General features: G+C 73.2%; 12 protein-coding genes. 7 read left to right on the top strand and 5 right to left on the bottom strand.

The annotated features are described in order from the left end of the window. Nucleotides 1–79: 79 nt before the first annotated feature. The 4 genes from FKD65_RS11060 to aceB all read right to left on the bottom strand — a co-directional run bounded on the left by FKD65_RS11060 (nucleotide 80) and on the right by aceB (nucleotide 5,715). A complete protein-coding gene (locus FKD65_RS11060; protein WP_141577366.1) occupies nucleotides 80–1,366 on the bottom strand; it encodes a (Fe-S)-binding protein in 1,287 nt (428 codons plus the stop codon). Then, nucleotides 1,366–2,562, bottom strand: a complete 1,197-nt coding sequence (locus FKD65_RS11055) for an FAD-binding oxidoreductase (RefSeq protein ID WP_141577365.1) — start codon at nucleotides 2,560–2,562, stop codon at nucleotides 1,366–1,368. The genes FKD65_RS11060 and FKD65_RS11055 overlap by 1 nt, the downstream gene beginning before the upstream one ends. Further along, nucleotides 2,562–4,010 (bottom strand): FAD-linked oxidase C-terminal domain-containing protein, encoded by a 1,449-nt coding sequence (locus FKD65_RS11050; protein ID WP_141577364.1) that lies wholly within the window; start codon nucleotides 4,008–4,010, stop codon nucleotides 2,562–2,564. Before FKD65_RS11050 ends, FKD65_RS11055 begins: the two co-directional genes overlap by 1 nt. A gap of 97 nt (nucleotides 4,011–4,107) precedes the next feature. Continuing rightward, nucleotides 4,108–5,715, bottom strand: a complete 1,608-nt coding sequence (gene aceB / locus FKD65_RS11045) for a malate synthase A (RefSeq protein WP_141577363.1) — start codon at nucleotides 5,713–5,715, stop codon at nucleotides 4,108–4,110. A gap of 218 nt (nucleotides 5,716–5,933) precedes the next feature. On the opposite strand from aceB, the gene hflX reads away from it, so the two are divergent. From hflX to FKD65_RS11030, 3 genes are all read left to right on the top strand, one after another. Further along, nucleotides 5,934–7,370, top strand: a complete 1,437-nt coding sequence (gene hflX / locus FKD65_RS11040) for a GTPase HflX (protein WP_141577362.1) — start codon at nucleotides 5,934–5,936, stop codon at nucleotides 7,368–7,370. Nucleotides 7,371–7,844: 474 nt separating this feature from the next. Then, complete coding sequence (gene hutI / locus FKD65_RS11035; protein ID WP_141577361.1) at nucleotides 7,845–9,059, top strand: imidazolonepropionase; 1,215 nt, start codon at nucleotides 7,845–7,847, stop codon at nucleotides 9,057–9,059. 161 nt (nucleotides 9,060–9,220) lie between these two features. Further along, nucleotides 9,221–10,084 carry a DegV family protein gene (locus FKD65_RS11030; protein ID WP_240810081.1) on the top strand — a complete coding sequence of 288 codons (864 nt, stop codon included), beginning with the start codon at nucleotides 9,221–9,223 and terminating at the stop codon, nucleotides 10,082–10,084. Nucleotides 10,085–10,099: 15 nt separating this feature from the next. On the opposite strand, the gene FKD65_RS11025 is transcribed toward FKD65_RS11030, so the two are convergent. Continuing rightward, entirely contained in the window at nucleotides 10,100–10,849 is a 750-nt protein-coding gene (locus FKD65_RS11025) for an AraC family transcriptional regulator (protein WP_141577360.1), read from the bottom strand. Nucleotides 10,850–10,915: 66 nt separating this feature from the next. Between FKD65_RS11025 and FKD65_RS11020 the strand changes: the two genes are divergently transcribed. The 4 genes from FKD65_RS11020 (at nucleotide 10,916) to holA (ending at nucleotide 17,660) form a co-directional block, all read left to right on the top strand. Continuing rightward, entirely contained in the window at nucleotides 10,916–12,226 is a 1,311-nt protein-coding gene (locus FKD65_RS11020; protein WP_141577359.1) for an MFS transporter, read from the top strand. 67 nt (nucleotides 12,227–12,293) lie between these two features. Beyond that, nucleotides 12,294–13,019, top strand: coding sequence for a ComEA family DNA-binding protein (locus FKD65_RS11015; protein WP_141577358.1), 726 nt, complete (start codon nucleotides 12,294–12,296; stop codon nucleotides 13,017–13,019). Nucleotides 13,020–13,669: 650 nt separating this feature from the next. Further along, nucleotides 13,670–15,757 carry a ComEC/Rec2 family competence protein gene (locus FKD65_RS11010; protein ID WP_240810080.1) on the top strand — a complete coding sequence of 696 codons (2,088 nt, stop codon included), beginning with the start codon at nucleotides 13,670–13,672 and terminating at the stop codon, nucleotides 15,755–15,757. Nucleotides 15,758–16,706: 949 nt separating this feature from the next. Next, on the top strand, nucleotides 16,707–17,660 hold the full coding sequence (gene holA / locus FKD65_RS11005) for a DNA polymerase III subunit delta (protein WP_141577356.1): 954 nt from the start codon (nucleotides 16,707–16,709) through the stop codon (nucleotides 17,658–17,660). The last annotated feature ends 449 nt before the right edge of the window (nucleotides 17,661–18,109 follow it).

The following is an 18,109-nucleotide window of genomic DNA, read 5'->3' as shown; positions in this document are numbered from 1 at the left end:
CTCGGTCGGCGTGTCCCTGCTCACGGCGGGCAGGTCACGATACCGGACGGCCGGATCGGCGGCGGTCCCGGTCTGCGGGTTACGAACCGCGCGCCGTGAGGGCGTCGCGGCCGAGTCCCCGCAGGGAGGCGTCCAGCACCTGCGCGGTATGCGCGACGGCGATGGCGGCGCCGCGCCCGCGCAGCGCGGTGGCGATCTGCATCGAGCAGCCGGGGTTGGCGGCGACGAGCAGTTCGGCTCCGGTGGCGTCGACGTTCACCGCCTTCCGGTCGCCGAGTTCTCCGGCGGCCTCCGGCTGGAACAGGTTATAGGTCCCGGCGGAACCGCAGCAGACGTCGGGTTCGGCGATCTCCCGGACGGTCAGCTTGGGGATCGCGGCGAGCAGTTCGCGGGGCTGGCTACGCACGCCCTGCGCGTGGGCGAGGTGGCACGCGTCGTGGTAGGCCACCGTGACCGGAAGTGGCCTGCGTTCCGCGCGGGGCCCGAGTTCCACCAGGTACTCGGCGAGGTCGCGGGTCCTGGCCGAGAGCGCCTCGGCCCGCCCGGACCACCGCGGGTCGTCGGCGAGCAGGGCCCGGTACTCCTTCATCGCCGATCCGCAGCCCGCGGAGTTCACCACGATCACGTCGACGGCCTCAAAGGTCTCGACCGTCCGCCGGGCGAAGGCGCGCGCCTCGTCCTCGCGTCCGGAGTGCAGGGAGAGCGCGCCGCAGCACCCCTGGCCCTTGGGGATGACGACATCGCAGCCCTCCATCGCCAGGACCCTGGCCGTGGCGGCGTTGACCTCCGGGAAGAACTCGCCCTGGACGCATCCGGTCAGCATCCCGACCGTGGCGCGGCGCTCGCCGCGCGCGGCGACCCGCTCGGGCAGCCTGGGCGTCCTGCCGAGGGGCGGGGCGAGCCGTTCCATGGCGGCGAGGGACGGCGAGACGCGTTCCAGGACGCCGCTGCGCCGCACGAGCCGTTCCAGGCCCGACTTCTGGTAGGCGCGGAGGGGCCCGCGCAGGGCGCGGAGTCTCCGCTTGTACGGGAACAGCTGGAAGACCATCTCCCGTATGACGCGCTCCTTCACTGGACGGGGGTGCTCACGCTCGACTTCGGCCCGGGTCATCTCGATGAGGCGGTCGTACTGCACGCCGGACGGGCAGGACGTCACGCACGCCATGCACCCGAGGCAGCGGTCGAAATGCTCGACCATCGGCCCGCTGAGCGGCTCGCCGTCCTCGTGCTGCTGCATCAGATGGATGCGGCCCCGGGGCGAGTCCATCTCCTCGCCCCACAGCACGTACGTCGGGCACGTGGGAAGGCAGAACCCGCAGTGCACGCAGTCGTTGAGCAGGTTCGGGAGGTCGTCCTGGGCGCTCATCAGATTCCTCCCACGAAGCGGCCGGGGGACAGCCGGTGATCCGGGTCGAACTGGTCCTTCACGCGCCGCATCAGCGCCAGCGCCGGAACCGGCCCCCACAGATCGATCTCGCTGCGCACCTCTTGCGGCGCGTAGCGGACGACGGCGTGACCGTTGTGCCTCCTCAGCACGTCCCGTAGACGTCCGAGGACATCGGCCACCTCGTTAGGGCCGAACTCCGCGGGAAGGCCTACGTGGCCCTGCCCGCTGCCGCTCCAGGTGGCGGCGGCCCCTGGGCCGAGCACGGTGATGACGTCGCGGAGCGAGGGGGGCGGGGCGCCCATGTCGACGAGGGTGGTGCCGTCCGGGTACAGGCCCCAGCCGTCCGGCGCGGTGTCGGAGATCTCGGCTTTCTCTCCAAGGAGTTCTGCGGTCTGCCCAGCGCGCGCGGCGACACCGTCGGGAACGCCTTCCAGGAAGACCGCGACCGTCCCTGGGCTGATGTATTCGAGCGCGCTCGGCGCGACAGGGGAGTGGAGGACGGTCTGGACCGCGTCGTGCGCGTCCTCGGCCCCGTCCACGGCACACGTCACGTAGGCGGTCGCGGCCGGGACCGGGTGCAGGCGGAACGTGGCCTCCACGATCAGGCCCAGCGTCCCGTAGGAGCCGCAGAAGAGCCGTCCGAGGTCGTACCCGGCGACGTTCTTGACGACCTTGCCGCCGGACTTCGCGACCTGCCCGTCCGCACGGACCACCGTGAGCCCGATGACCAGGTTCCTGGGCGTCCCGTACAGGGTGCGCAGCGGGCCGGCCGCGCCCGCGGCGATCGTCCCGCCCACGGTGGAACCCGGCAGCGGCACGTCGAGCGCGAGCCGCTGCCCGCGCTCGGCCAGCCTCTCGGCGAACCCGTCCATCGCGAGCCCGGCCTCCGCCTTGGCCACGAGGTCCCCGGCCGTGTGCTCGACGAGCCTGCCGAGCCGGTGGCTGTCGATGAGCAGGTCGCAGCGCTGCGGGGGCTCGCCCCAGTCCAGCCGGGTCTCGGCCCCGCGCGGGACGACGGCCAGCCCCTTCTCGGCGGCCACGCGCATCACGTCGGCGGCCTCGGTCAGGTTCTTCGGCGCCGCGACGAACGCGGGCTCCACGCCGAGCACGCCCTCCGCGGGCTCACCGGGCCGGACGTCACCGCAGACCTTCGCCAAGGCGTCCAGGGGCAGCATCAGAAGATGTCCGCCTTTCCCTCGTAGGGGTGCGGGCCCTTGCGCTTGCCGGGCACCTCGCCGCACAGCCGCGGCGTGGGGAAGACCTTGCCCGGGTTGCACAGCCCCGCCGGATCGAAGCCGCAGCGGACCATCTGCATCGTGTCCAGGTCGGCGTCGGTGAACATGCGCGGCATGTAGCGGGCCTTGTCCACCCCGACGCCGTGCTCGCCCGTGATGGAGCCGCCGTGCTCGATGCACAGGTCGAGGATCGCTCCCGACACCTCCTCGGCGCGCTGCTCGGCGCCCGGTTCGGCGTCGTCGAACAGCACCAGCGGATGCAGGTTGCCGTCGCCCGCGTGGAACACGTTCGCGACCCGCACGCCCGACTCGGCCGACAGGGCGTCGATGCGGGCCAGGACGTCGGGGAGCACCGTCCTCGGGATGACGCCGTCCTGGACGAGGTAGGCCGGGCTGATCCGGCCCACGGCCGCGAACGCCGACTTGCGCCCCTTCCAGATCAGCGCCCGCTGCGCGTCGTCGGCGGCGATGCGGATCTCGAACGCCCCGGCGCCCCGGCACAGCCGCTCCACCTCGGTGAACTGGGCGGCGACCTCCGCCCGCGGGCCGTCCAGCTCCACGATCAGCACCGCGCCCGCGCCCGGCGGGTACTCGCAGCGCACCGCCGCCTCGGCCGCCTCGATCGCCAGGGCGTCCATCATCTCGATCGCCGCCGGGACGACCCCCGCGCCGATGATCGCCGACACCGCCGTGCCGCCCGCCTCGATCGACCCGAACGCGGCCAGCAGCGTCTCCACGGTCTCGGGGACCCGCGTCAGCCGCACCGTGATCTTGGTGGTGATGCCGAGCGTGCCCTCCGCCCCGACGAACACGCCGAGCAGGTCGTAGCCGGGCCCGTCCGCCGCGAGCTCGACCAGCTCCCCGTCGGGGGTGACGACCTCGCAGGACAGCACGTGGTGCGCGGTGAACCCGTACTTCAGGCAGTGCGCGCCGCCGGAGTTCTCCGCGACGTTCCCGCCCACCGAGCAGATCTGCTGGCTGGAGGGGTCGGGCGCGAAGTAGTACCCGTACGGGCGCACGGCCCGCGTGACGTCCAGGTTGATCACGCCGGGCTCCACCACGGCCCGCTGCCCCGGGATGTCGATCTCCAGGATCCGGTTCATCCGTGACGTGACGATCAGCACGCCGTCCGCGCGGGGGAGCGCGCCGCCCGACAGGCCGGTCCCCGACCCGCGCGCGACGTAGGGGACCCCGGCGGCGGCGCACTCCCGCACGATCGCGGCGACCTGCTCGGCCGTGTCGGGCAGCACGACGACGCCGGGCGTCGACCGGTGGTTGGTGAGGCCGTCGCACTCGTAGGTGCGCAGCCGCACCGGATCGGTGATGACCCGGTCGGCGCCGAGCAGGGCCTCCAGCCGGGGCCCGAGCGCCGTGAGCATGGTCTCCATCCTCTCCACGATCCCCCGCCCGCCGACCCGTCGCAAGATCCGCGGTCCGTCCGGGAACCCCCTCCCGGACGGACCGCGCCGCCCGAGCCCTGCCCCCTTACGGGAACTGCTGGTAGGCCGGGGTGGTGAGGAACTCGGAGTACTCGTCGGCCAGCGTGACCTCCTTGAAGAGCTCCACGGCCTGGTTGTAGCGGGGCTCGTTGTAGGCCTGGCCCAGCTCCTCGCGGATCCTGGCGAGCTCCTCGTCCAGGAGCTGCTCGACCCACTCCTTGGTGATCTTCTGGCCCTCGGCGGTGGCGACCCCGTTGTAGATCCACTGCCACACCTGGGACCGGGAGATCTCCGCGGTGGCGGCGTCCTCCATCAGGTTGTGGATCGCGACCGCGCCGGCCCCGTCCAGCCAGGTGGCGAGGTAGCGCAGCGCCACGTCGATGTTGTTGCGCAGGCCCGCCTCGGTGATCTCGCCGGGGGTGGCCTTGACGTTGAGCAGGTCGGCGGCCGAGACGTGCACGTCCTCGCGGAGCCGGTCGCGCTGGTTCGGCTTGTCGCCGAGCACGCCGTCGAACACCTCGCGGCAGACCGGGACGAGGTCGGGGTGGGCGACCCAGGAGCCGTCGAAGCCGTCCCCGGACTCGCGGGTCTTGTCGGCGCGGACCTTCTCCAGCGCGACCCGGTTGACCTCCTCGTCGCGGCGGGACGGGATGAACGCCGCCATGCCGCCGATCGCGTGCGCGCCGCGCTTGTGGCACGTCCGGACGAGCAGCTCGGTGTAGGCCCGCATGAACGGCGCGGTCATCGTGATCGCGTTGCGCTCGGGCAGCACGAAGTCGGCGCCCCGGTCCCGGAACTTCTTGATCACCGAGAAGAGGTAGTCCCAGCGGCCCGCGTTCAGGCCGGCGGAGTGGTCGCGCAGCTCGTAGAGGATCTCCTCCATCTCGAACGCGGCGGGGATCGTCTCGATCAGCACGGTGGCGCGGATGGTGCCGCGCGGGATCTCCAGGGCGTCCTGGGCGAGGTTGAACGCGTCGTTCCAGAGCCGCGCCTCGAGGTGGCTCTCCATCTTCGGCAGGTAGAAGTAGGGGCCCTTGCCCTTGGCCAGCTGCCTGCGGGCGCTGTGGAAGAAGTAGAGGCCGAAGTCGAACAGCGACCCGGACATGGGCTCGCCGTCGACGAGGAGGTGCTTCTCCTCCATGTGCCAGCCGCGCGGCCGGACGACGATCGTCGCGAGCTCCCCGTCGTCCTTCAGCGCGTAGGACTTGCCGCTCTTGGGGTCGGTGAAGTCGATGGTGCGGTCGAGGGCGTCCCGCAGGTTGAGCTGCCCCTCGACCATGTTGTTCCACAGCGGGGTGTTGGCGTCCTCGAAGTCGGCCAGCCACACCTTCGCGCCCGAGTTCAGCGCGTTGATCGTCATCTTGCGGTCGGTCGGACCGGTGATCTCGACGCGGCGGTCCTCCAGGCCGGGCGCGGGCTGGGCGACGCGCCAGGAGTCGTCGCCGCGGACCCCGGCGGTCTCGGGCAGGAAGTCCAGGGTCCCGCCCGCGGACAGCTTGCGCTGGCGCTCGGCGCGGGCCTCCAGCAGCTCCTTGCGGCGGGTGCCGAACTCGCGCTGCAGGGCGGCGAGCAGGCCGAGCGCCTCGGGGGTCAGGATCTCCTCGTACCGCTCGCCGAGGGGTCCGGTGACCTCGATGCCTTCCAGTCCAGCCATCTGCTGCCCTTTCGTATAGCGAAATTCGACTTCTGTTACGTGGAGAACGGTACTCGGCGGTCCGGAGACCGGTCAAAGCGGGGTTCCCTGCAGACCTCCCCGCGCGCGCTTCCGTCAACCCAAGTGGAAACCGGGCCATAACCAGGTGACCGCCGGGGAGGGTGCGTGAGACGATCCGGGGGAAGATACGGCCGCGAAGCGGCGTTCTACGAGGACATATGACTGAACCTTTCTCTGCAGACCAGACCCAGGCTCCGGAAGCGCTCGAGTACGAGCCCCTGACGGGCGAGCTCGATCTCGAAGACCGGCGGGCACTGCGCCGCGTCGCGGGACTGTCCACCGAACTGACCGACGTGACCGAGGTCGAGTACCGCTCCCTGCGACTGGAGCGGGTCGTCCTGGTGGGCGTCTGGACCGAGGGGACGGCCGAGGCGGCCGAGAACTCCCTGCGCGAGCTGGCGCTGCTCGCCGAGACCGCGGGCTCGCAGGTGCTCGAAGGACTCGTCCAGCGCCGGTCCCGCCCCGACCCCGCGACCTACATCGGCTCCGGCAAGGCCGCGGAGCTGCGCGACATCGTGATCTCCACCGGCGCGGACACCGTCATCTGCGACGGCGAGCTGGCCCCGAGCCAGCTGCGCCACCTGGAGGAGACCGTCCAGGTCAAGGTGATCGACCGGACGGCGCTGATCCTGGACATCTTCGCCCAGCACGCCAAGAGCCGCGAGGGCAAGGCGCAGGTCGAGCTCGCGCAGCTCGACTACCTGCTGCCGCGGCTGCGCGGCTGGGGCGGCAACCTGTCCCGGCAGGTCGGCGGGCGCGCCGCGGGCGGCGTCGGCATCGGCGGCCGCGGCCCCGGCGAGACCAAGATCGAGCTGGACCGGCGGCGGATCCGCACCCGGATGGCCAAGCTGCGCCGGCAGATCGCCGAGATGTCCAAGTCGCGCGACACCAAGCGCGGCGAGCGGCGCCGCCACCGGGTGCCGGCCGTCGCCATCGCCGGCTACACCAACGCGGGCAAGTCGTCCCTGCTCAACCGGCTCACCGGCGCCGGGGTGCTGGTGGAGGACGCGCTGTTCGCCACCCTCGACCCCACCGTCCGGCGCGCCGAGACGCCGGGCGGCCGCGCCTACACCCTGGCCGACACGGTCGGTTTCGTCCGGCACCTGCCGCACCAGCTGGTCGAGGCGTTCCGCTCGACGCTGGAGGAGGTCACCGACGCCGGGCTGGTCCTGCACGTCGTCGACGGCTCCGACCCCGACCCCGAGTCGCAGATCGACGCCGTCCGCGAGGTGCTGCGGGAGATCGGCGCCGACCGCATCCCCGAGATCATCGTGATCAACAAGGCGGACGCCGCCGACGAGCTCGCGGTCGCGCGGCTGCGGCGCCGCGAGCCGCACAGCGTCGTGGTGTCGGCCCGCACCGGGTTCGGCATCGAGGAGCTGCGCGCCGCGATCGAGGCCGACCTGCCGGGCCTGGAGAGCGAGGTGCACGTCCTCATGCCCTACGAGCGCGGAGACCTCGTCGCCCGCGTGCACGACCGCGGGGAGGTGCTCAAGCAGGAGCACGTCGCCGAGGGCACCGTCATGCACGCCCGCGTGCCCGCCGACCTCGCGGGCGAACTGGCCCGGTACGAGACCGTCTCCCCGACGGCCTGAGTCACCGTCTCTCCGACGTTCTGAATCCCGTTCCCACCGGGCCCCTCGCAGGGCCCGGTGGGTTTTGGGTCAGGTCGTCGGGCCGGTTCGAGATCGTCCGAAGGTGCGCTCTGGTCGCCGAACGGTGACAGCTTGTCCAATCCGCTTGACCATGCTGTTGAAATCCGTACCGTCGAAGGACCAAGGGGCGGGGTGATGGGTGTCGATGCGCGGCGAGCAGAGGTTGTCGGACGGGCCTTCGGTGCACTACCGTGACGAAACCGATATCTCCGGTCTCGTTGCCAGTGGTGGCCCCCCGGTCACCCGACCCTCCACAGGTGGAGTCGCCGGCACCCAGCCGGCGTTTCGGATCGAGAGCAGGTGGCCCAACCATGGCAGGTCCGAACGCTGGCGCGAGGGCCCGAGGCCCGCGCCGTCGCCCCGCATCCTGCAACGCGCCCGCGTGCGCACGGCCCCACCCAGGTCGGTGACCCTATGACCGTACGGCTGTTGACGAACATCGGCAGGCTCTGGACGGGCACCGACGTCTGCAGCAACGCCGCGGTGCTCATCCACGACGACCGGGTCGTCTGGGCCGGGCCCGCCTCCGACCTCCCGCAGAGCGTCCCCGGCATCATCGACGACATCGTCGACGTCGACCATGTCGAGAACCTCGGCGGCGGCCTCGTCACGCCCGGTCTCATCGACGCGCACTCCCACCCCGTCTACGCGGGCAACCGGTGGGCCGAGCTCGCGATGCGCACCAGCGGCTCGTCCCACTCGGCCATCACCGCGGCGGGCGGCGGCGTCAACTCCACCGTGACCGTCACCCGGGGCACCGACCCCTGGACGCTGTGCAACGGCGTCCGCGAACGGCTCCGCCAGTGGATCCTCGCCGGCACCACGACCGTCGAGGCCAAGACCGGCTACCACCTCACCCGCGACGGCGAGCTCGCCGACATCCGGATGCTGCGGTCGCTGGAGGGCGAGCCCTCCATGCCCCGCATCCACGCCACGTTCCTCGCCGCGCACATCCTGCCGCCCGAGTTCTTCGGGCGCCGCCGCGACTACATCGAGGCCGTCCGCCTGTGGGCCGGCGACGCCGCCGTCGCCGGGGCCGACTCGATCGACGTCTACTGCGACGAGGGCCACTTCACCGCCGAGGAGGCCCGCGCCCTCCTGCTCACGGGCAAGCGCGCCGGCCTCAAAGCCCGCATGCACGCCTGCGCCAACGAGCGCATCGGCGCCGCGCAGGTCGCCGCCGAGGTCGGCTGCGCGTCCGCCGACCTGCTCACCCAGGCCAACGACGACGACATCAAGGCCCTCGCCCACGCCGGCGTCACCGCCACCGTCTGCCCCGGCAGCTCCCTCAACAGCAGCCGCGCCCCCGCGCCCGTCCGGCAGATGCTCGACCGCGGCGTCACCGTCGCCCTCGGCACCGACCACAACCCCGGCCAGTGCGGCATCACCTCCATGCCGCTCGTCATCGGGCTGTCGGTCGCGATGTTCGGGCTCAGCGTGACCGAGGCGCTGCGCGCCGCCACCCTCGGCGGAGCCGCCGCGCTGCGCGTCGGCGACCGCGGCTCCCTCGCCCCGGGAATGCTCGCCGACATCGTCCTGTGGGACGCCGACCACGAGGGCGCCTTCGCGTGGGCGTTCGGGCTCCGCGCCCTGCGCATCTGGCGCGGCGGCGTCCCCGTCCAGCCCTGACGGCCGCACTGCCTGAGGGCCCGCATTGCCTGAGGGCCCGCACTGCCTGAGGGCCCGCACTGACGCGGAGCCGCACTGCCTGACGGTCGCACTGACGGGGAGCCGCACTGACGGGGAGCCGCACTGACGCGGGGCCCGCGGCGGCGGGTAGTGTCGCCGCCATGGGCGGTGCGGTCGGTATGGGTGGTTCGGTCGTGGTCGTCACCGACTCCACGGCCTACCTTCCGCCGGGGCTCGCCGAAAGGCACGGGCTGACCGTCGTCCCCCTGCAGATCGCCGTCGGCGGCATCATGCGGGACGAAGGCGACATCGACACCGCCGAGACCGCCCGGGCGCTGAGGGAATGGCGTCCCGTCACCACGTCCCGTCCCGCGCCCCAGCGGTTCGCGGACGCCTACAAGGCAGCCGCCGCCTCGGGCGCGCGTGCGGTGGTGTCGGTGCACCTCGCCGCGGCCATGTCCGGGACGGTCGAGGCCGCGCGGCTCGCCGCCGAGGACGCGCCCGTTCCCGTGCGGGTCGTCGACAGCGGGACCATCGGCATGGGCCTCGGTTTCGCCGCCCTCTCCGCGGCGGCCGTCGCGATGGAGGGCGGGTCGGCGGAGGAGGCCGTGTCCGCCGCCGTCCGGCGGGCCGCGCTCACCCGCTCCCTCATCTACGTCGACACCCTGGAGCATCTGCGGCGGGGCGGGCGGATCGGCGCCGCCGCCACCCTGTGGGGGTCCGCGCTGATGGTGAAGCCGCTCCTGGAGATCACCGACGGCCGCATCGCGCCGCTGGAGAAGGTCCGCACGTCGTCGCGGGCGCTGGCCCGGCTGGAGGAGCTGGCCGTGACCGAGGCCGGCGACCGGCGCGTCGACCTCGGCGTCCAGCACCTGTCCGCCGCCGCCCGCGCCGAGACCCTGGCCGCCCGGCTCCGTGAACGCGTCCCGCACGTCCAGGACGTCTACGTCGGCGAGGTCGGCCCCGTCATCGGCGCCCACGTCGGCCCCGGAATGCTGGGCGTGGTCGTGGCCCCCCAGCTCTGACCCTCCCCGGGGGCGTCAGGGGCGCAGGAGGCCGCGCAGGACGGCCGGCGGGTGACCGGTCTCCGCCCTGATCGTGCGCGTGAGGTGCGCGTGGTCGGCGAAGCCGAGGTCGGCGGCGAGGCCGGACAGGTCCCGTTCGCCCTGTTCCAGGCGGTCGAGGGCGCGCCCGACCCGGATCCGGTTCCGGTAGCGGGTGACCGACATGCCGGTCTCCCTGCGGAACGTCCGGCTCAGGTGGGAGGGGGAGACCTCCAGCAGGCGCGCCAGCGGGACGAGGCCGGCCGCCTGCGGATGGCCGCTCGCGATGGCCTCGCGCGCCTCGTCGGCCAGGGCGCGGCGCCTGCCGCCCTGCTCGTCCACGGCCAGGTGGGCGAGAAGGCCCATGAGCCGCTCGGCTGTCTCGTATCCCACGTCGGGGCCGGACCGCAGTAGGAGGCGATGGGCGACGTCCGCGCGCGCGCTGACCCTGACCGTCCCGGACGGGCGTCGCCAAAGGCCGGGCGACAGGATGATGGCCGTGCACACGTCGCCGCCCGCGGGATGGGCGAACTGGCCCTCCTCCCCGGAGGCCTGCGTGTAGCCCGTCGTGGGGTCGAGGACGGCGCGCCCCTGGCGGGACCGCATGCGGAACCGCCCCGCCCGCACCAGGACGATCTGGTCGCCGTGGAACGGCTCGGGCTCCGACCACCCCGGCCGGTGCTCCGCGCAGCGCACCGCGTGGACGGCGAAGTCCTCCGTCTCCGCCACGGTGCTCGACTCGCGCATGCCGCCATCGTACGCAGGGGCAAACATGTTCAAGCGCCGGTGGAAGCCGTCCCGCACACTCGCGGAATGGTCAAACGATGGCTGCTGGCGGTGCTGCTCACCGGGCAGACGATGGTGTCGATGGACGGCTCCATCGTGGCGGTCGCGATGCCGGACATCGCGGAAGAGCTGCACGCGTCCGGCTCCCTCCTGCAACTCATCACGGGCGGCTACATCTTCGCCTTGGCCGTCCTCGTGGTCACCGGCGCGCGCCTTGGCGACGGCTACGGGCACCGCACGATGTTCTTCCTGGGGCTGTTCGGCTTCACGGCCTCGTCGCTGGCCTGCGGGCTGGCACCGACCGGCGCCCTCCTGGTCGCGGCGAGGGTGTGCCAGGGGGCGTCGGCCGCTCTGCTGCTGCCGCAGGTCCTGTCGCTCATCCAGCTGGCCTTCCAGGGGCCCGCCAGAGCGCGCGCGCTCGGCCTCTACTCCATGGTGCTGGCGCTGGGAGTCGCCCTGGGGCAGGTGGCAGGCGGGCTCATCGTGACACTCGGCGGCAGCTGGCGGCCCATCTTCCTCGTCAACGTGCCTGTGGGAGCCGTGCTCCTCGCCATCGGACCGCGCCTGATACCGCCGGAACGCACGAAGTCCGTCCGCCTGGACCTGTCCGGCGTGGTGCTCCTGTCCATCGGGATGGCCGCGTTCGTCGTGCCCCTGGTACTCGGCAGGGAACAGCACTGGCCGCTGTGGACGTGGCCGTCCATCGCCGTGGGGTGCGTCCTGCTCGCCGTCTTCTGCGTCCACGAGCTGAGGACGGCGTCACCGCTGCTGGACCTTTCGGTACTGCGCCGGCCCTTCGTCGCACCCGGCCTGTTCGCGGCCTGCGCGGTGATGGGCGCCTACACGGGGCTCCTGTTCTCGCTCGCGCTCTACTTGCAGAACGAGCTCGGCTTCTCGCCGCTCCAGGCCGGGCTCACCTTCATCCCCTACACGGCCGGTTTCGCCACGGCGGGCCTGGGATGGACACGTCTGCCTCTACGGGCGAGGACGAACCTCCCCGTTTTCGGCCTGCTCTCCTTCGCCGTCGCCGCGTCGGGGCTTGCCTTCCTGACCGGGGACGGCTGGCCGGTGCTTCTGTCGGTGCCGCTCCTGTACACCGCCGGGTTCGGGCACGCCGCGGGGTTCAGCCCCCTGGTCGACCGGATCACCGGGGCCGTGGGGCCCGGTCAGGCCTCTTCCGTGTCCGCTCTGACGAACACGGGCACGCTGCTGTCGAACGTCCTCGCGATCGCCGTCTTCGGCGGCGTCTACCTCTCCTCGCCGGGGACGCTGACCCGCGTCACGGCCCTTCTGGTGGCGCTGCTCGTGCTCGCGGCCACGGCCTCCCGGCGCCGTTGACGCAGGGTTGTCCACAGTTTCCGATCCGCGCGTCCGCGCTCGTCCGGCCTCCCTAACGTCGGGCTCCATGAGATCCGACACGGAAGATCGACTGCACGCCGTCACCGGCCGGTGGAAGCCGCCCGCCCCTCCTGCCGACGCGCCTCCGGCGGCACGGGTGCGCGCGGCGCCCGAACGCTCGAACGTCCGCCTGCTCGTCATGCTCGGCGTGCTCGCGGCGCTGGTGGCGGCCGGCTACCTGTGGCTCGCCCGGCCGCGTCCCGAGCCGGCGGCGCCCACCGCAACCGCCGCCCTCACCGAGCCGCGCCCCGCCCTCACGGCCAGCCCGGCGGTCGCCGCCTCCTCCTCGGCGGCCTCCTCGGTGGTCGTCCACGTCCTCGGCAAGGTCGAGCGGCCGGGCGTGGTCACCCTGCCATCGGGGTCACGGGTCGCCGAGGCCATCAAGGCCGCGGGCGGGGTGCGCCCGGGCGCGAAGACCGGCACCCTCAATCTCGCCCGCCCGCTGGTGGACGGCGAGCAGATCCCGGTCGGAGTCCCCGCGCCACCGCCGTCCCCGCCGCCTCCCGGTGGCCCGCCCTCGCCCGCCGCGGGCGCACCCGGCACCCCGCTCGACCTCAACGCGGCCACCCCCGACCAGTTGGACGACCTCCCCGGTGTCGGGCCCGTCCTCGCGCAGCGCATCGTCGCGTACCGCACCCAGCACGGCGGCTTCCGCTCCGTCGAGCAACTCCAGGACGTCAGCGGCATCGGCTCCCGGCGCTTCGCCGACCTGAAACCGATGGTCCGCGTATGACCCCCGACCTACGCCTCCTCGCCCCCGCCCTGGCCACCTGGCTGGCCGCCGCCGCGACCATAGGCCTACCCCAGCCCCTGACCTATGGCCTGGCGACGACCACAGCAGCCGCCTCCGCCTACCTCCTGACCACCCGCACCCCATCAACCCCCCGCCTCCTCAACCGGTTGAGGCGGATCTTCCCCGCGCCCCGGCCGAGCGGCACCACCAGACGCCCCCAAGACGACTGCTGGCACGAGCGCGCCTTAAGGCGGATCCTCCCGGCCGGGTGGCCAGAGAGGGGTACGAGCCGAGCCCCGGCGGGCTGGTGGCGCGAGCGCGCCTTGAGGCGGATCTTCCCGGCCAGATGGCCAGACAGGGGCACGAGCAGAGCCCCGGACGGCTGTTGGTGTGAGCGTGTCTTGGAGCGGATTCTCCCGGCCGGGTGGCCGGAAGGGGGCGCGAGCCGAGGCCCGGTGGGCTGGTGGCGCGAGCGCGTCTTGAGAAGGATTCTCCCGATCGGGTGGATGGGGGGCGGAGCGACGGGACGCCCAGGTGGGAGTTGGCATGGACACGCGTTGAGACGGGTGGTTCCGGCAGGGTGGTGGGCGGACGGCTGCCCCGTACGGCACCACCCGGGGGACGGGCGGCGGCTTCTTGTCGGAACTGCCTTGGCTTGTGCTGCTGCGTCCGCCTTCGGGGTGGCGCTGCGGACGACGGCCGTCGGCTCGGGCCCTGTCCGGGACCTGGCCCGAGCCGGGCGGTTCGCGACGGCCGAGGCCGTGGTGACCGGAGATCCGCAGGCGCGCCCCGGCAAAGGGCGGCCGATGATCATCATTCGCGCCCGTGCGGAGGCCGTGGATCGGACCGGGGTCCGCGTCCCGGTCCTGCTCATCGCCTCGGATCCCCGCTGGCTCCGGTCGATTCCCAGCCAGCGTGTCCGGCTCCGCGGGCGCTTCGTGCGCCCCAGGGGCCCCGATCTGCTGGCCGCGGTGGTGATCGTCCGCGGGCCGCCCACCATGCTCGGGTCGCCGTCCACGGTCCAGCGGGCCGCGGAACACCTCCGGGCAAGGCTGCGGGCGGCGGTCGCACGCCTTCCGCCCGACCAGCGCGGAGTGCTGCCGGGCATGGTCGTCGGCGACACCTCGCGGATGGACCCGGCCCTGGCGGAGGAGTTCGGGACCGCCGGGCTCACCCACCTCCTGGTGGTCTCCGGCGCCAACTTGGCGATCGTCGTCGGGGCGGTCCTCGCGCTGTGCCGGCTCGCCGGCCTCGGACGGCGCCGCGCCCCGCCCGTCGCCGTCCTCGCGGTGTGCGCGTTCGTCGTCGTCGCCCGTCCGGAACCGAGCGTCCTACGCGCGACCGTCATGGGCCTGATCGGCCTCCTGGCGCTGTTCACCGGACGCGGGCGACAAGGCCTCCCCGCGCTGGCCGCGGCGGTGCTGCTGCTCGTCCTGATCGACCCGGAACTGGCGCGCTCCTACGGGTTCGCGCTGTCGGTCCTCGCGACGGCCGGCCTCCTCGTCCTCGCCCCGCCCTGGCGCGAGCGGCTCGCCCGCCGGATGCCGGGCCCGCTCGCGGACGCCCTCGCCGTCGCGGCCGCCGCCGAGGTGGCCGTCGCGCCCGTCCTGGTGCTGCTGTCCGGCGAGGTCGGAGTCGTCTCGGTGTTCGCGAACCTGCTCGCTGCCCCCGCCGTCGCCCCCGCCACCCTCCTGGGCGCGCTCGCCACCGTCACCGCACCCGTCTCCCTACCGCTCGCCCGCCTGATCGTGCGGCCCGCCGGCCTGGCCGTCGGCTGGATCATCTGGGTCGCCCGGACGGCGGCGTCCGTGCCCTACGCGACGATCCCGTGGGCCGGGGGCGCCCTGGGCGCCTCCACGCTTCTCCTGGGGGCGGTGGCGGCGGCCCTGATCCTGCGCAGCCACCGGTTGCGCCTGCTCGCCGCCGCGGCCATGGCCGGCATCCTCATCGCGGTCGTCGCCATGCGCGTGTTCGCCCCTTCATGGCCGCCACCCGGCTGGCAGATGGCTGCCTGCGACGTCGGCCAGGGCGATGCTCTGGCACTGGCGGCGGGCCCGGGCCAGGCGGTCGTCGTGGACACGGGGCCGGAGCCCGCGCCGGTGGACCGCTGCCTGCACCGCCTCGGCGTGACGGACGTCCCGCTCCTCATCCTCACCCACCCGCACGCCGACCACATCAACGGCGTCTCCGGCGTCCGCCACGGCCGCACCGTCCACAAGGTCCTGATCACGCCCCGCACCTCAGGCCGCGAGGCCCGGCACACCTCCGGCCTCCGCACCGCCCCGGCCGAGCCCGGGCAGCAGTGGCGCGTGGGCGACCTCACCCTCTCCGTCCTCGCCCCGCTGACCACGGCCCCCGCCCTCTCACCCGACGACGACGGCACTGTGATCAACAACGCGAGCGTGGTCCTGGTCGCCCGCAGACCGGGCTTCAGCGCCCTCCTCGCCGGCGACGTGGAGTTGGAGGCACAGCGCGCCCTGGAAACGAGCGTCCCCCACGTCCAGATCCTCAAAGTTCCCCACCATGGCTCTCGCAGCCAGGACCCCGCCTTCCTGGCCGCCGCCCACGCGTCCATCGCCCTGATCTCGGTCGGCGCCCACAACGACTACGGCCATCCGTCCTCCACCACCCTCGCCCTGCTCCACCGCCTCCGCACCCAGATCCACCGCACCGACAAGGAAGGCGACATAGCCATAGCCCGCACCCGCGCCGGCCTCACCACGATCCCGCGCCACTAACAGGCCCGTCGGGACCCACGACAACGGTCCACCCCGAAGGACGGGCCAACACCGACAGGCGACCCGTCCACCCCACCCGGCGGACGACGCGCCCTGGAGGCGGTAGTCGCTGCCGAGTCAACCGGCGGAAGATCCCTTGGAGGACTTAACGGCCCTGATGGCATGCCCCTCGTCCCGCTGACGGCACCTCCGCGCAGCACCCCACGCTCGCCCCCGCACTGCCCGAGGGTCTGGCCCTCCGCCGCTCAACGCGCGGCCTGGTCTGCTGCAACTCGGCGCGGCCTGCTGCTCTGCGCGTCGCAGCCCGCCCCCCACCTCGCAGCCCGCCCCCGCACCTCGCAGCCCGTCCGCAGCGTCGCGTTCAATGCGCGGTGCGGCGGTTCAAGCGCGGTGCGGCCCGTTCCCGCGCGGCGCGGTCCGCTGCTGAGGCGACCAGGCGGGAAGATCCGCTTGGAGGAGTCAACGGCACCGAGGGCGTGCCCCTCGGTCGGCTGGCGGCATCGCCGCGCAGGGCAGCACGCCTGCCCCCGCGCGGCGCGACGACGTGGCCCGCTGGGGCTCGGCTTGGCCCGCCGCCGCTCGGCGTGGCCCGCTGAGGGCTTGGGGTGGCCCGTTGTCGCTCGGGGTGGCCCGTTTCCGCGGGGTGCGGCGGTCTGGCCTGCTGCCGTTCGGTGCGGCCTGCTGCTGCTCCGCGCGGAGGTGCCTTGTTCTGCTGCCGCCCGGCGTGGCGGGCTGGTCTGCTGCTGTACGGCGTGGCGGGCTGGTCTGCTGCAGCGCGGCGCGGCCGCCCCAGTTCGGTGGGGCGGCCTGATCTGTTGCTGTTCGGCGGGCGGCTTTTCTAGCCCGTTCGGTGGGAGGGGCGCCGCTGGGTGGTGCGTGGGCGCGAGGGTGGGCGGGGTGGTGGCGTGGGACGGGCGCGGGGGGTGGGGGAGCGTGGCATGCTGCTGGTGTGTCGGTTGAGTCCATCATTCTGATCGTCGGTGACGAAGAGCTGCTCGTGGACCGGGCGGTCGGGGACGTCGTCGCGTCCGTGCGGGCGGGGGATCCGGAGATCGAGGTCATCGATCTTGCGCCCGGTGGCCTGGAGCCCGGCCGCATCTCGGAGCTGACGTCGCCGTCGCTGTTCGGCGGCGGGAAGGTGCTCGTGCTGCGGTCGGCGCAGGACCTGGGCAAGGACCTGACGGCCGAGGTCCTGAAGTACGCCAAGGCCCCGGCGGAGGACGTCGTGCTCGTCGCCGTCCATCCCGGCGGCGCCAAGGGCAAGGCGCTCGTGGACGGGCTGACCAAGCTCAAGGCGCGCAAGATCACATGCCCGAAGGTCACCAAGGCCGGCGAGCGGGTCGACTTCGTCCGGGGCGAGATCCGCAGGGCCGGCGGGAAGATCTCGGCGGACGGCGCGCGGGGACTGATCGAGGCCGTCGGCAACGACCTGCGCGAGCTGGCCGCCGCGTGCAGCCAGCTCGTCGCCGACACCGGGGGGAAGATCGACGATGCGGCCATCGCCCGCTACTACCGGGGACGCGCCGAGGTCAGCGGTTTCACCGTGGCGGACAAGGCCATCGAAGGACAGCTCGCTGAGGCCCTCGAACAGCTCCGGTGGGCTCTCGCGACGGGTGTCGCGCCCGTTCTGATCGTCAGCGCGCTCGCCCAGGGCGTGCGCGGGCTGGCGAAGGTCGGTGGGGCGCCGCGAGGCGCGCGGGGTGCGGCGCTGGCGAAGGACCTCGGCATGCCGCCCTGGAAGATCGACCGGGTGCAGAGGCAGTTGCGCGGCTGGACCGGAGACGGGGTCGCGCGCGCCTTGACCGCCGTGGCCGAGGCCGATGAGGCGGTCAAGGGCGGCGCCGCCGACCCCGCCTACGCCCTGGAACGGACCGTCGCCCAGATCGTCGCCGCCCGCCGCTGACCCGCCAACCCCAAGGTGGCGCTGGGCGTTCGGCGCGGCACTGATCGGAGCCGGCCGCGCCGGTGCGGCGGTGTCAGGGCGGCGACCTCGACGAGTCCGGGCAGGTTCTGCGGCGCTGCGCCCTCCCGGAACCCCGCGCCGGGCGAGGACCAGGCCGTCGCCGTCGCGGCGACCAGGCCCAACGCTGACCCGCCAACGCTGACCCGCCAACGCTGACCCGCCAACGCTGACCCGCCAACGCTGACCCGCCAACGCTGACCTGGCCAACGCTGACCTGGCCAACGCTGATCCGGCCGATGTTGCACTGGTGAGACTCGCCATCGGCTGGGGCCGCTTCACGTGCGGTCACTGTGATTGAGGCCGTCGTGCTATTTAGGGTGCTCCGGCTCTTGAGGGCTTCGTGTGCGGTCCACTGCGCGTTTGAGGCTGTCGTGCTGGTAGGGGCGCTC

This window comes from Actinomadura sp. WMMA1423 (genome assembly GCF_006547145.1).
Taxonomy (GTDB): Bacteria; Actinomycetota; Actinomycetes; order Streptosporangiales; family Streptosporangiaceae; genus Spirillospora.
This window is presented reverse-complemented; position numbering and strand designations above follow the sequence as displayed.

What these genes read in the sequence shown, in the direction of transcription:
- FKD65_RS11060 (WP_141577366.1), bottom strand. Translation starts at nt 1,366, where the DNA reads ATGAGCGCCCAGGACGACCTCCCGAACCTGCTCAACGACTGCGTGCAC.
- FKD65_RS11055 (WP_141577365.1), bottom strand. Translation starts at nt 2,562, where the DNA reads ATGCTGCCCCTGGACGCCTTGGCGAAGGTCTGCGGTGACGTCCGGCCC.
- FKD65_RS11050 (WP_141577364.1), bottom strand. Translation starts at nt 4,010, where the DNA reads ATGGAGACCATGCTCACGGCGCTCGGGCCCCGGCTGGAGGCCCTGCTC.
- aceB (WP_141577363.1), bottom strand. Translation starts at nt 5,715, where the DNA reads ATGGCTGGACTGGAAGGCATCGAGGTCACCGGACCCCTCGGCGAGCGG.
- hflX (WP_141577362.1), top strand. Translation starts at nt 5,934, where the DNA reads ATGACTGAACCTTTCTCTGCAGACCAGACCCAGGCTCCGGAAGCGCTC.
- hutI (WP_141577361.1), top strand. Translation starts at nt 7,845, where the DNA reads ATGACCGTACGGCTGTTGACGAACATCGGCAGGCTCTGGACGGGCACC.
- FKD65_RS11030 (WP_240810081.1), top strand. Translation starts at nt 9,221, where the DNA reads ATGGGCGGTGCGGTCGGTATGGGTGGTTCGGTCGTGGTCGTCACCGAC.
- FKD65_RS11025 (WP_141577360.1), bottom strand. Translation starts at nt 10,849, where the DNA reads ATGCGCGAGTCGAGCACCGTGGCGGAGACGGAGGACTTCGCCGTCCAC.
- FKD65_RS11020 (WP_141577359.1), top strand. Translation starts at nt 10,916, where the DNA reads ATGGTCAAACGATGGCTGCTGGCGGTGCTGCTCACCGGGCAGACGATG.
- FKD65_RS11015 (WP_141577358.1), top strand. Translation starts at nt 12,294, where the DNA reads ATGAGATCCGACACGGAAGATCGACTGCACGCCGTCACCGGCCGGTGG.